Source organism: Sphingomonas rhizophila, assembly GCF_014396585.1.
In the GTDB taxonomy this organism is placed as follows: domain Bacteria; phylum Pseudomonadota; class Alphaproteobacteria; order Sphingomonadales; family Sphingomonadaceae; genus Sphingomicrobium; species Sphingomicrobium rhizophilum.
Genome location: NZ_CP060717.1, coordinates 1,674,548 through 1,687,180, shown reverse-complemented (window position 1 = coordinate 1,687,180; position 12,633 = coordinate 1,674,548). Strand labels below are relative to the sequence as shown.

Genomic DNA, 12,633 nt, shown 5'->3' with positions numbered 1-12,633 from the left:
ACAAGGCGGACGGCCTCTCTTTCGCCCATCCCCGAAGGGACAGACAAGCGAATTACATCGCGTTGTCGGCAGCGTTCACCGTGTTGGCGGCGGCGTTGTCGACGGCTTCGCCAGCATTGGCGGTGGCGTCGAGAGCGTTGTCGACGGCGTTGTCGGTGGCTTCGAGCGCATTGGCGGTGTCCGCCTCGACGCTGTTGGTCACGTCCGCATTTTCAACGGCATCGGCAGTCTTCGATTCGCACGCGGCCAGGCCGAGCGCGAGGACCGCAACGGTCAGTGCAACCTTCTTCATGATCGTTCCATTCCTTGCATGACGCGCCGCACCCTGAAGGACACGACGCCAGGCTCGGCCTGTCCGTAAAGACGGTCAGGCCAGCGGCGGGAGATATAGGGAGTGCCCTCGTCACGCAATTGCCATTTTGATGAACGGATATGCAGCTTCTCTCGCGCTTGCACTCGACCGGCGCCGGATTTAGGATATAAGCGCTTCTTTATGTCCTTAAGTCCTTCTCCTCACCCGCTCGCGGGGCGTTTCCAGGCGCTGGCCGATCCGTCGCGGCTGCGCATCCTTGCGCTGCTTCGGACGATGGAGCTTGCCGTAGGGGAACTGGCGCAGATCCTGGGGCAGAGCCAACCGCGCGTGTCGCACCATATCCGGGTGCTGGACGAGGCGCGGCTGATCGAGCGTCGCAAGGAAGGAAGCTGGGTCTATATCGGCCTCGCGCCCGCCGCGGCGCCCGAGGTGCTGTTTGCGCTCGTCGACCAATGGGTGGACCCGGCGAGCGAGGCGTTGTTCGAATCCGACGCGGCAAGGCTTGAATCGATTCGGGCCGACCGGGCGGAGGCGGCGCGCCGCTATTTCGAAGCGCACGCCGCGACCTGGGACAATATCCGGTCGCTCCATGTGGCCGAGAGCGAGGTTGAGGCCGCGATTGCCTCGGCGCTTGGCGATGAACCGATCGGTACCTTGCTCGATATCGGCACCGGCACGGGCCGGATGCTGGAATTGTTCGCCGATCGGTCGGATGGCGCCATCGGCGTCGACCGCTCCTCGGAAATGCTGCGGCTGGCCCGGGTCAAGCTGGACGCCGCCGGAATCGCGTCCGCAAGCCTTCGCCAGGGCGACATGTATTCGTTGCCCTTGGCTGACCGGAGCGTGGATTCGATCCTGCTCCACCAGGTGCTACACTATGCACAGGCCCCCGGCACGGCGATTGCCGAAGCAGCCCGGGTGCTTCGGCCCGGCGGGCGCTTGCTGGTCATCGATTTCGCCCAGCACGGCCGCGAGGAACTCCGCAATCAGGACGCGCACCTCCGCCTCGGTTTCGCCGACGATGCGATCCGCGGCTGGTTCGCGTCGGCAGGGTTGGAAGTCGACCGCATCGACCGGCTGGAAGGCGGCGAGTTGACCGTCATCCTGTGGCGCGGACGCAAGCCCGGCCGGTTGCAGACGAGAGAAGCGGCATGAACCGGCTCAGTCAGGACGCGCTCGGCAATCACGCGCCGCTGTTCGCCAAGACCCGCGGCGATGTCGCGGTCAGCTTCGAATTCTTCCCGCCCAAGACCGACGCCATGGCCGAGACGCTGTGGCGCTCGATCGAGACTCTGGCCCCGCTGAAGCCGCGCTTCGTGTCGGTCACCTATGGCGCGGGCGGCTCGACCCGCGAGCGGACCCACGCCACCGTGTCGCGGATCGTCCGGGAGACCGAACTGACCCCGGCCGCGCACCTGACCTGTGTTGGTGCCAGTCGCGATGAGATTGACGAGGTTGCACGCAGCTATTGGCAAGCCGGGGTCCGCCATATCGTCGCCTTGCGCGGCGATCCGCCGGAACCGGGCACGCCCTACGCGCCGCACCCTGATGGCTATGCTACCGCTGCGGACTTGGTCGCCGGGCTGAAGAAGGTCGCGGACTTCGACATTTCCGTTGCCGCCTATCCCGAGACGCATCCGGAAGCAGATTGTCCGGATAGCGACCTCGAGAACCTCATTCGTAAGATCGATGCCGGTGCCGACCGGGCGATCACGCAGTTTTTCTTCTCCGCCGACAATTTCTTCCGGTTTCGCGACAAGCTGGCGGCGCGGCGGCCCGACGTCGAACTGGTGCCGGGCATCCTGCCGGTGACGAATGTTGCGACCGCGCGACGGTTCGCCGGACAATGCGGGGCGGCCATACCGGACTGGATGGACGGCGTGTTCGAAGGCCTCGACGAGCTTCCGGCCGCGCGCCAGCTGGTCGCAGCGACCATCGCGGGCGAACTGTGCGGCCAGCTCTACGCCGGCGGCGTGCGCCATTTTCACTTTTACACTTTGAACCGTGCCGAACTGGCATTCGCCATTTGTCACCTGTTGGGAGTCCGGGGATGACCGCGGCGCAAGAGTTGAGGGCCGCGGCAGCGGAGCGGATCCTGATCAAGGACGGCGCCTACGGCACGTTGATCCAGGCAGAAAAACTGGCCGATTATGGCGGCGATCTTGGCTTGGAGAAGGATCAGCGCGGCAACAACGACCTGCTCAATATCACGCGGCCCGACATCATCGCCGGAATCGCGCGCCGTTTCGTCGACGCGGGTGCCGATATCCTGGCGACCAACAGTTTCAACGCCAACGCCATCAGCCAGGCCGATTATGGCGCGGAGCATCTGGTACGCGACATCAACGTCAATGCGGCGCGCATCATCCGCGAGGTGATCGATGAAGCGACCGTGATCGACGGTCGCAAGCGCTGGGTCGCGGGCGCGATGGGACCGACCAACAAGACGCTGTCGCTGTCGCCCGACGTCAACGATCCGGGCTTTCGCGAGGTCGACTTCGATGAGGTGAAGGCGGTCTACCGCGAGCAGGTCGACGCGCTGGTCGAAGGCGGGGCGGACTTCATCCTGATCGAAACCGTGTTCGACACGCTGAACGCCAAGGCGGCGGCGATGGCGGTGCTCGAGGCGGAAGCGGCGCTGGGCCGCGAGCTTCCGGTGATGATTTCGATGACACTGACCGATCTCAGCGGCCGCAACCTTTCCGGGCACACGGTCGAGGCGTTCTGGGCGAGCGTTCGTCATGCCCAGCCCCTGACGATCGGCCTCAACTGCTCGTTCGGGGCGGCGCAGCTTCGCCCGCATCTCTCAGCGCTGTCGCGCATGGCCGACACGCTGATCATGGCCTATCCTAACGCGGGCCTGCCCAACGAGCTTGGCGAATATGACGAGGCGGCGGAGGAAACCGCGCGCCAGGTCGGCGAATGGGTCAAGGATGGCCTAATCAATATCGTCGGCGGCTGTTGCGGGACCACTCCCGCGCACATCGCCGCGATCGCCGGGGCGACGCGGACAAGCCCGCCGCGTATCGTCCCGGCCGCTCCGACGAACACGCTGCTCGCGGGGCTCGAACCGATGGTCATTGCCGCATGAGTGAGTCCGCTGCCGCCCCCCCGAGCGGCGCGCGTTTCGTCAACATCGGCGAGCGCACCAACGTTACCGGTTCGGCCAAGTTCAAGAAGCTGATCCTCGCCGGCGACTATGACGCCGCGGTCGCGATCGCGCGCGACCAGGTCGAGAACGGCGCGCAGATCATCGACGTCAACATGGATGAGGCGCTGCTCGACGGCGAACTGGCCATGGCGACCTTCCTCAAGCGCCTCGCCGCGGAGCCCGACATCGCCCGCGTGCCGGTGATGGTCGACAGCTCCAAGTGGAGCGTGATCGAGGCGGGGTTGAAGTGCGTCTCGGGCAAGCCGATCGTCAATTCGATCAGCATGAAGGAGGGCGAGGAAGCCTTCCTCGACGCCGCCCGGCGCGTGCGCGCCTATGGAGCGGCGGTCGTCGTCATGGCGTTCGACGAGGTTGGCCAGGCCGACACCAAGGAACGCAAGGTAGACATCTGCGAGCGCGCCTACAAGCTGCTGACCGGCATCGGCTTCCCGGCCGAGGACATCATCTTCGACCCCAACGTGTTCGCGGTCGCGACCGGGATCGATGAACATCGCCGCTACGCCATCGATTTCATCGAGGCGGCCCGCGAGATCCGCGCCCGCTGCCCCGGGGTTCATATCTCGGGCGGCCTGTCGAACCTCAGCTTCTCGTTCCGCGGCAACGAGCCGGTGCGCCGAGCGATGCATTCGGTGTTCCTCTACCATGCGATTCCCGCGGGCATGGACATGGCCATCGTCAACGCCGGCCAGCTCGACGTTTACGACGCGATCGATCCCAAGCTCCGCGAAGCATGCGAGGACGTTATTCTCGACCGCCGCGACGATGCGACCGAGCGGCTGATCACACTCGCCGAGAGCTTTCGCGGTACCGATGCCGTCGCCGAAAAGCAGGCGGCGGAATGGCGCGGCTGGCCGGTGCGCGAGCGGCTGGCCCATGCGCTGGTCAAGGGCATCGACGAATTCATCGTCGACGACACGGAAGAAGCCCGCACCCTGTTCGCACGGCCGATCGAGGTGATCGAAGGGCCGCTGATGCAGGGCATGAACCTGGTTGGCGACCTGTTCGGTTCGGGCAAGATGTTCCTGCCTCAGGTGGTGAAATCGGCGCGGGTGATGAAGAAGTCGGTCGCGCACCTGCTGCCCTTCATCGAGGCGGAGAAGCAGGACGGCGAGGTGCACACCAAGGGCCGGATCGTCATGGCGACGGTCAAGGGCGACGTCCACGACATCGGCAAGAACATCGTCGGCGTCGTGCTGGCATGTAACGGGTTCGAGGTGATCGACCTGGGCGTGATGGTGCCGTGGCCCAAGATCCTCGAGGCGGCGAACGAGAATGACGCGGCGATTATCGGGCTGTCCGGTCTGATCACGCCATCGCTCGACGAGATGGTCACCGTCGCCGAGGAGATGGAGCGGGCGGGCATGGACCTGCCGCTGCTGATCGGCGGCGCGACCACCAGCCGGGCCCATACCGCATTGAGGATCGCGCCGGCCTATTCAGGGCCGGTGCTCCACGTGCTCGACGCCAGCCGCGCCGTCGGCGTCGCCGCCAACCTGACCAGCGACGGCGACGGGCGCGCCGAACTGATCAACCGCACCGCCAACGATTACCGCGCGCTGCGCGAAAGCCGCGAGGGGCGCGGGTCGAACGAACTCGCCCCGCTGATCGAGGCGCGCGCCAACAGCTTCGTGCCTAATGATCGCGAACCGAGCCCCCGCCCGGCGCGGCCCGGAACCCATGTCTTCGACGACTGGGATTTGACCGAGCTCATCGAATGCATCGACTGGACGCCCTTCTTCCGCGCTTGGGAATTGGCCGGGACATACCCGGCGATCCTAGACGACGAGGTGGTTGGCGAAAGCGCGCGATCGCTGTTCGCCGATGCGAAGTTGCTGCTGCAAAAGATTGTCGACGAGAAATGGTTGAGGGCGCGTGGGACGGTCGGGCTGTGGCCGGTGCGGCGCGAAGGCGACGATATTGTGGTGCTCGATGAGAAGCGGACCCGGCTGCCCTTCCTTCGCCAGCAAGTGCGCAAGCGGCAGGGGCGGCCCAACATGTGCCTTGCCGATTTCATCATGCCGCAGGAAGAAGATTGGCTGGGTGGCTTCGCGGTTGCGATTCATGGGCTGGAGCCGTACCTCCAGCGCTTCGCGGCCGCGCACGACGACTATAACGACATCCTGCTGAAGGCGCTCGCCGACCGATTGGCGGAGGCGTTTGCGGAGCGGCTGCACAGTCATGTGCGGACGACGCTGTGGGCCTATGCGCCGAATGAGACGCTGAGCAATGATGAGCTGATCCGCGAACAATATCGCGGCATCCGTCCGGCGCCCGGATACCCCGCCTGTCCCGACCACAGCCTGAAGCCGCTGCTGCTCGGCCTGCTTGGCGATGGCGCGGGGGTCGAGCTGACCGAGAATTTCGCGATGCTTCCTACGTCGGCGGTCTCGGGCTTTTACTTCGCGCATCCCGAAAGCAGCTATTTCGGCGTTGCCCGCATCGGCCAGGACCAACTCGAGGAATATGCCGGGCGGCGCGGGGTCGATGTCGAGACGGCGGGGCGCTGGCTTCGGCCCAATCTCGACTAGTGTCGCGGCGGCAGCTAGCGCTCGTCGCGTGACTCGCCTGCTCCTCGTCCTGCTGATGTTGCTGGCTGCGCCCGCCGCGGCGCAACCGTTGCAGCCCGGGCGGGTCAACGCGATCCAGCCCGAGCTGCTGGTCGAGCAGGCTGTGGCGCCGGGCCAAACAGTCGATCTGGCCATCCTGATGCGGACCAAACCCGGCTGGCACGGATACTGGGCCAACCCAGGCGATGCCGGACTGCCCATGAGCGTCGAATGGCAATTGCCGCCAGGATGGAAGGCGGGACCGCTGCGATACCCTGTGCCGACGCGGCTCCTGGTCGCGGGCCTGATCAACTACGTTTACGAAAAGGACTACGCTGTCCTCGTTCGCCTGACCGCGCCCGCCGGTGCCAGCGGGACGGCGCCCATCGCGGCCCGGATGAACTGGCTCGCCTGCACCGACAAGGTGTGCGTGCCCGAGCGCGGCAATGTCTCGCTGGTGGTGCCGGTGGGAACCGCGGCCACGCGTGACGTGCGGTTCGACGAGTGGCGCCGCGACCTGCCTCACCCGATCGAAGCCGCGCAGCGGTTCGAGCGCGCAGGCTTCCAACTCCGCATTGCGATCCCGCTTCCGGCCGGTGTCGCCTTGCCCGATCCCTATTTCTACCCGGCAGATGACGGCCCTGTCGATTATGGCGCCGCGCAAGCTTTCCGGCGGTCGGGCGACATGCTGGTGGCCGAGCTGGCGTCCGGATCGTCGGCACCGGGCGGCACGATCAACGGCGTCCTCGCGTTCGGCGATGGCCGCGGGGTCGAGATCGCCGCGAGCCCGGGTGCGGTGCCGCAAGGTGGAGAGCTGGTCGGCGGCCTCGGCGGCAATGCCATCCTGTGGGCCGTGTTGGGCGCGATCGCCGGCGGCATGCTTCTCAATCTGATGCCCTGCGTCTTCCCGATCCTGGCGCTGAAGGCGATGCACCTGGCGCGGTCTGGCGGCGAGCCGGCGCGGGCGCGGCGCGATGCCCTGGCCTACGCTGCCGGCGCGGTGGTCGGCACCGGTTCGCTAGGAGGGGTGCTACTGGCGCTGAGGGCGGGCGGAAGTGCCGCCGGTTGGGCATTCCAGCTGCAGGACCCGCGGACGATTATCGTCCTGCTGCTGCTGGCCACCGCCGTCACGCTCAACCTGCTGCGCGCGTTCGAGCTTCCGGTGCTGGGCGGTGAGCGACACCCGAGCGGGAGCTTTGGCACCGGCGCGCTGGCGGCCTTCGTGGCCACGCCTTGCGCGGGACCCTTCCTCGGCGCGGCGCTTGGCACTGCGCTGCTGCTGCCGCTTGCCGGGTCGGTCGCGGTGTTCGCGGCGCTCGGGCTGGGCCTGGCGCTGCCGTTCGTCCTGTTCGCGTTCGTTCCACGGCTGGTGAACGTTCTTCCGAAGCCGGGACCGTGGATGGCCCGGCTGCAGCGCATTCTTGCCATTCCGATGCTGGCGACGGTCGTCGCCTGCCTGTGGCTGCTCTACCGACAGGCCGGCCCGTCGGCGCTCGGCATCGGACTGGTCGCGGCGCTGTTCCTGTTGCTGCTGCTGGTCTGGGCGGGCTGGTGCCAGCGCAACCGTGCTGGCCATCCGCTGGTGACGATCGTCGCGGCGCTGGGACTCGTCGTCGGTGCAGCCCTTCTCATGCCGAAACCCGTCAGTCTGGCGGCGAAGGTGCCAAGCGGCACCGAGCGGTGGAGCGAGGCGGCGGTCGAACGGCACCGCGCGCGCGGCGAGCCGATGTTCGTCTATTTCACGGCCGACTGGTGCCTGTCGTGCAAGGTCAACGAGGCGGCAGCGATCGACCGCGACGAAACCCGCGACGCCTTTCGCAAGGCGGGGGTGAAGGTGCTGGTCGGCGACTGGACCAACGGCGACCCGGCGATCACACGTTTCCTGGAATCACGTGGGCGGGCGGCGGTGCCGCTGTATCTTTGGTACGCGCCCGGCGCTCGCGAGCCTGACGAATTGCCCCAGGTTCTGACGCCCGGCCTGCTCAGCGCTCGTGCGCGGGCGTTGCCGGCGCGCTAGCCGGGCGCTGGTAGACGCGCTTCCCGGCGACCCAGGTTTCCAGCACCTGCATCCGAGCCACCTCGGCCGCGCTGGCCGTTTCGATATCGCGGTCGACGAAGATGAAGTCGGCGTAATGGCCGGGGTCGAGACTGCCGATCCGATCTTCCGCGAAACCGGCGTAGGCCGCGTCGCGGGTGAAGCCGGCCAGCGCCTGTTCCAGCGTCAACCGGTCCTGCGGACGCCAACCGCCCGGCGGCTGGCCGTCGAGGCCCTGGCGGCTGATCGCGGCGCTGAGGCCCGGAAAGGGGTTGGGCGATTCGACCGGGAAATCGCTGCCCAGCGCCATCCGCGCGCCGCTGCGAACGATCGTCTGCCAGGCGTAGGCGCCCGCGAGCCGGGCCTCGCCCAGACGCGCTTCGGCCATCGTCCGGTCGCTGGTCTGGTGGGTTGGCTGCATCGATGCGATGATCCCCGTCTTGGCGAGGCGGGGGATGTCGGCCGGGTCGAGGACCTGCGCATGCTCGATGCGCCAGCGCCGGTCGCCCTTGTAGGTTGCCGCCAGCTCCTCGATCGCGCCGATCACCTGCGCGTTGGCGGCATCGCCGATTGCGTGAACCGCGACCTGAAAGCCGTCCATCGCCGCGCGGCTGGCAAGGTTCTTGAGCTTGGCATCGTCGAGCAGCGGCAGGCCACGCGTCGAGGGCATGTCGCTATAGGGTGCCTTGAGGTAGGCGCCGCGCGATCCCAGCGCGCCGTCGGCGTAGAGCTTGACCCCGCCCATCTTGAGCTTGCCGTCATAAAGCCACTGCGTGGGTGCGGGACCGGCGATCGAAACCAGGTTGTCGACGCCCAGCGCGTAGCTCAGCACCCGGACCTGGAGCCGGCCGCTGTCGCCGAGCCGCCGCATCGTGTTCCAGTCTTCCGCGGTCGTGCCCATGTCGGCGGCGGCGGTCAGGCCTTGCGACAGCATGATCTCCTGAGCCTTCAATAGGGCGCGGTCGAGCTGCTTCGGCTGGGTCGGGGGGATGTGCTTCTCAACCAGTTCGCGGGCGGCATCGACAAACATGCCATTCTCGATCCGCCCACCCGCCGGCGCCTTGGTCTTGGCCGTGATCCCGGCCTCGCGAAGCGCAAGGCTATTGCCAACGGCGGCATGGCCGTCGACCCGCTCAAGCCATACCGGCCGGTCGCTGACCGCCGCGTCAAGATCGGCCGTGGTCGGGAAACGCTTGTCGGCCCACAATTCCTGGTTCCAGCCGCGGCCCCGGATCCAGCGCGGCGTGGTCGTCGCGGCGGCGTAGGCCCGAAGGCGGTTCTGAAGCTCGGCCAGCGACCGCGTGCCCGTGAGGTCGAGGTCGAGCGCGGCAAGGCCGAGGCCGATGACGTGGCCATGCGCATCGATCAGGCCGGGAAGCATCGCCCGTCCCTTGGCGTCGAGACGATAAGCGACATTCTTCGGCCGAACCTCGCCCTTGGCATAGAGCCGGATGACCCGCCCGTCGTTGCCGATCAGGACGCCGGTGAAGCGCTGTAACTGGCCATTGGCCGTGACCTGCAGCCCGTTGGCATTGTCGATCAGCGTATCGGCGGCGGCCGGGGTGATTGAGGCGGTGGCAAGGAGCGCGGTGAGCGCGAGGGGCAGGCTTCGCATGGGCCCACCGCATAGCATTGTTTGCAGCGCGCGGAAGGGCTAGGCCGAGCCCCGCATGACCAGTCCCGTGACCCAGACCCCGCCAAGTTTCGAAGACATCAAGGCCGCCGCCGGGCGCATTGCCGGGTCGATCGTCCGAACGCCCACCATGCTGAGCCGGACGATGTCCGAAATCATCGGCGCAGAGGTGTGGCTGAAGTTCGAGAATCTGCAGTTCACCGCTGCGTACAAAGAGCGCGGGGCGCTCAACAAGCTGCTGCACCTGACGCCGGAAGAATGCCGGCGCGGCGTGGTCGCGGCGTCGGCCGGGAACCACGCGCAGGCGGTCGCCTATCACGGCAAGCGGCTGGGCATCCCGGTGACGATCGTCATGCCGAAATCGACGCCGATGGTGAAGGTCAGCCAGACCGAGGGCCATGGCGCTCAGGTCGTGTTGCACGGCGAGCGGTTCGACGACGCCTACGACCACGCCAAGACGCTGGAGGCGGAGCGTGGGCTGGTGTTCGTTCACCCGTTCGACGACCCGCTGGTCATTGCCGGCGCCGGGACCGTCGCGCTGGAAATGCTGGAGGCTGCTCCCAACCTCGACACGCTGGTGGTGCCGATCGGCGGCGGGGGCCTGATTTCGGGGATCGCGACCGCGGCCAAGGCCATCCGGCCAGGGATCGAGGTCGTCGGGATCGAGGCCGAGCTTTACCCGTCGATGAAGAATGTCGTCGAGGGCGGCCATGGCGCGATCGGCGGGGATACGCTGGCCGAAGGCATCGCGGTCAAGGAGCCGGGCGAACTGACGCGGCGGATCATTAAGGATCTCGTCGACCGCATCGACCTCGTCGAGGAAAAGCACATCGAGCACGCCGTCGCGCTGTTGGTGGCGATCGAAAAGAGTGTCGTCGAAGGGGCAGGGGCCGCAGGCCTCGCCGCCCTGCTCGCCCATCCGGAAAAGTACCATGGGCGGAAGGTCGGCACCGTCCTGTGCGGCGGCAACATCGACACCCACCTCCTGGCCAATGTGCTGGTCCGCGAGCTGGTTCGGCGCGGGCACATTGCCCGGCTGAAGATCGCCGCGCAGGACCGACCCGGCGCGCTGGCGGCGATCACCGCCAAGTTCCACGAGTGCGACGTCAACATCATCGAGACCAACCACCACCGCATTTTCACCAGCCTGCCGGCCAAGGACACGGTCATCGAGGTGGAGTGCGAGGCTCGCGACGCCCCCGCCGTGGACGCGCTGGTCAGCCGGCTGGAAGCGGCCGGATTCCACGTCGAGCGCGCCTCGCTCGACTGACTTTTCAAGGCCTTTGGCATCCCGCCCTGGGACAGCGCGGCGGTTAACCCTTTTTTCGGGTAGCCAAACTCTTTTCAACTGCGTTTACCGGTCGCATAAAGAGTTTCGTAACCTTTCGAGGAAGGGTGACTGGGTTTGAGTGCTCCATTTCGCTTTCCGAAGTTCTTCGTCACGAACCCGGCGCCGTGTCCGTACCTGGCGGGCAAGGTCGAACGGAAAGTCTTCACGGAACTCAACGGCCGCAACGCCGGCGAGCTCAACGAAGCGCTGGGCCGGATCGGCTTCCGCCGGTCGCAATCGGTGGCCTACCGTCCGTCGTGCATCGATTGCAGCGCCTGCGTGTCGGTCCGCGTCGTCGCCGACCGCTTCGAACCCAACGCCACCCAGCGAAAGCTGATCCGGCGCCATTCGGACCTTGAGGTCTCGGCCTGCAAGCCCTGGTCGACGGAGGAGCAATACGCGCTGCTCCGTACATATCTCGCCTCGCGCCATCCTGGCGGGGGCATGATCGACATGGACGAAAGCGATTTTGCCGACATGATCGAGCAGACGCCGGTCCGCTCCTACGTCATCGAATATCGCGAGCCGTCGGTCGATGGTCGTCCCGGCAAGCTGGTCGGAGCCTGCCTCAGCGATCAGCAGGGCGACGGCTTGTCGATGATCTACAGCTTCTTTGATGTGGGGGAGGGCGCGCGCAAGGGCCTCGGCACCTTCATCATCCTGGACCACATCGTCCGCGCCGCGCGGGCGGGGCTGCCCTATGTCTACCTTGGCTACTGGGTCGAGGGTTCGGACCGGATGGCCTACAAGACCAATTTCCGTCCGATGGAGCGGCTGGGCCGCGACGGTTGGCAACCGCTGACGACGACGAAGCCGGCGAGCGCGCCCGCAACCGAAGTCCAACTCCCCGCCCGGTCGCCCAAACGGATCCTGGTCGACGCCTAGGCTGCCGCGGCCAGCGATCGTTCACGCACAAAAAGAAACGGCGGCGCCACAAGGGCACCGCCGTCCTTCGAACTAGGGTCGTTCGGCTTAGCCGAGCTTCGACGAAACGTTGTTGAACGTCGTGCCGAGCTTCGAGCCAACGCTCTGCATCGCGGCAATCGCCGCAACGGCGATCAGCGCAGCGATCAGGCCGTATTCGATGGCCGTCGCACCTTTGTTGTTCTTCAGAAACTTCTTCATGGTCGTTCTCCTAACGCCAATGCGGCGATTTCCATCGGCCGCTATCCACCGCCTCCGATGTCAGTCCATTTAGTCAGGCAAACGTTGAAAAAGACTTAAGACGACACGGAAAACGTGGCTAAGTCGTTTTAACGATACAAAGAAAAACGGCGGCCCCGAAGGGACCGCCGCTTCCTTGTCCGAAGACGCGTCGGCTTAGCCGAGCTGCGACGACACGTTGTTGAACGTGGTGCCCAGCTTCGAACCGATGCTCTGCATCGCGCCGATGGCGGCAACCGCGATCAGCGCGGCAATCAGGCCGTATTCAATGGCGGTCGCGCCCTTGTTGTTCTTCAGAAACTTTTTCATCGTTCTTCTCCTCTGGTCGGGACAGGCGCCAAGCAGAACGAGCTTCAATCGGCGCATCCGAGTGCATCCGTTTTGCGATCATTTGGTTGATGAAATCCTAAGGCGCGGCGGCGGATTGTGCCGATGTCCCA

Annotated in this window: 11 protein-coding genes; 7 read left to right on the top strand and 4 right to left on the bottom strand. The window is 66.2% G+C overall.

Annotated elements, in window-relative coordinates; all coding sequences use genetic code 11:
• Positions 1-52: 52 nt before the first annotated feature.
• On the bottom strand, positions 53-292 hold the full coding sequence (locus H9L12_RS08715) for a circumsporozoite protein (RefSeq protein WP_187541410.1): 240 nt from the start codon (positions 290-292) through the stop codon (positions 53-55).
• 201 nt (positions 293-493) lie between these two features.
• On the opposite strand from H9L12_RS08715, the gene H9L12_RS08710 reads away from it, so the two are divergent.
• The 5 genes from H9L12_RS08710 to H9L12_RS08690 are packed head-to-tail and all read left to right on the top strand — an operon-like array spanning position 494 to position 8,048.
• Positions 494-1,468, top strand: a complete 975-nt coding sequence (locus H9L12_RS08710) for an ArsR/SmtB family transcription factor (protein WP_187541409.1) — start codon at positions 494-496, stop codon at positions 1,466-1,468.
• On the top strand, positions 1,465-2,367 hold the full coding sequence (gene metF / locus H9L12_RS08705) for a methylenetetrahydrofolate reductase [NAD(P)H] (RefSeq protein WP_187541408.1): 903 nt from the start codon (positions 1,465-1,467) through the stop codon (positions 2,365-2,367). Before H9L12_RS08710 ends, metF begins: the two co-directional genes overlap by 4 nt.
• Positions 2,364-3,404 carry a homocysteine S-methyltransferase family protein gene (locus H9L12_RS08700; RefSeq protein WP_187541407.1) on the top strand — a complete coding sequence of 347 codons (1,041 nt, stop codon included), beginning with the start codon at positions 2,364-2,366 and terminating at the stop codon, positions 3,402-3,404. Before metF ends, H9L12_RS08700 begins: the two co-directional genes overlap by 4 nt.
• Positions 3,401-6,013, top strand: a complete 2,613-nt coding sequence (gene metH / locus H9L12_RS08695) for a methionine synthase (protein WP_187541406.1) — start codon at positions 3,401-3,403, stop codon at positions 6,011-6,013. The genes H9L12_RS08700 and metH overlap by 4 nt, the downstream gene beginning before the upstream one ends.
• Positions 6,014-6,041: 28 nt before the next feature.
• Positions 6,042-8,048: a protein-disulfide reductase DsbD family protein gene (locus tag H9L12_RS08690; protein WP_246450312.1), complete on the top strand. Its 2,007-nt coding sequence runs from the start codon at positions 6,042-6,044 to the stop codon at positions 8,046-8,048.
• Here H9L12_RS08690 and H9L12_RS08685 read toward each other — a convergent pair.
• Positions 8,014-9,681 (bottom strand): amidohydrolase, encoded by a 1,668-nt coding sequence (locus H9L12_RS08685; RefSeq protein WP_187541404.1) that lies wholly within the window; start codon positions 9,679-9,681, stop codon positions 8,014-8,016. The genes H9L12_RS08690 and H9L12_RS08685 overlap by 35 nt on opposite strands.
• 55 nt (positions 9,682-9,736) lie before the next feature.
• Here H9L12_RS08685 and H9L12_RS08680 point away from each other — a divergent pair, with 55 nt between their 5' ends.
• Positions 9,737-10,969, top strand: coding sequence for a threonine ammonia-lyase (locus tag H9L12_RS08680; RefSeq protein WP_187541403.1), 1,233 nt, complete (start codon positions 9,737-9,739; stop codon positions 10,967-10,969).
• A 135-nt stretch (positions 10,970-11,104) separates the two neighbouring features.
• Positions 11,105-11,914 (top strand): arginyltransferase, encoded by an 810-nt coding sequence (locus tag H9L12_RS08675; protein ID WP_187541402.1) that lies wholly within the window; start codon positions 11,105-11,107, stop codon positions 11,912-11,914.
• An 87-nt stretch (positions 11,915-12,001) separates the two neighbouring features.
• On the opposite strand, the gene H9L12_RS08670 is transcribed toward H9L12_RS08675, so the two are convergent.
• Together H9L12_RS08670 and H9L12_RS08665 are read right to left on the bottom strand one after the other, a co-directional pair.
• Complete coding sequence (locus H9L12_RS08670; RefSeq protein WP_187541401.1) at positions 12,002-12,154, bottom strand: Flp family type IVb pilin; 153 nt, start codon at positions 12,152-12,154, stop codon at positions 12,002-12,004.
• A gap of 195 nt (positions 12,155-12,349) precedes the next feature.
• On the bottom strand, positions 12,350-12,502 hold the full coding sequence (locus H9L12_RS08665) for a Flp family type IVb pilin (protein ID WP_187541400.1): 153 nt from the start codon (positions 12,500-12,502) through the stop codon (positions 12,350-12,352).
• Positions 12,503-12,633: the final 131 nt, after the last annotated feature.

Coding starts and splice junctions, on each gene's coding strand:
- metH (WP_187541406.1), top strand. CDS start 3,401: ATGAGTGAGTCCGCTGCCGCCCCCCCGAGCGGCGCGCGTTTCGTCAAC.
- H9L12_RS08715 (WP_187541410.1), bottom strand. CDS start 292: ATGAAGAAGGTTGCACTGACCGTTGCGGTCCTCGCGCTCGGCCTGGCC.
- H9L12_RS08665 (WP_187541400.1), bottom strand. CDS start 12,502: ATGAAAAAGTTTCTGAAGAACAACAAGGGCGCGACCGCCATTGAATAC.
- H9L12_RS08700 (WP_187541407.1), top strand. CDS start 2,364: ATGACCGCGGCGCAAGAGTTGAGGGCCGCGGCAGCGGAGCGGATCCTG.
- H9L12_RS08680 (WP_187541403.1), top strand. CDS start 9,737: ATGACCAGTCCCGTGACCCAGACCCCGCCAAGTTTCGAAGACATCAAG.
- metF (WP_187541408.1), top strand. CDS start 1,465: ATGAACCGGCTCAGTCAGGACGCGCTCGGCAATCACGCGCCGCTGTTC.
- H9L12_RS08670 (WP_187541401.1), bottom strand. CDS start 12,154: ATGAAGAAGTTTCTGAAGAACAACAAAGGTGCGACGGCCATCGAATAC.
- H9L12_RS08710 (WP_187541409.1), top strand. CDS start 494: ATGTCCTTAAGTCCTTCTCCTCACCCGCTCGCGGGGCGTTTCCAGGCG.
- H9L12_RS08685 (WP_187541404.1), bottom strand. CDS start 9,681: ATGCGAAGCCTGCCCCTCGCGCTCACCGCGCTCCTTGCCACCGCCTCA.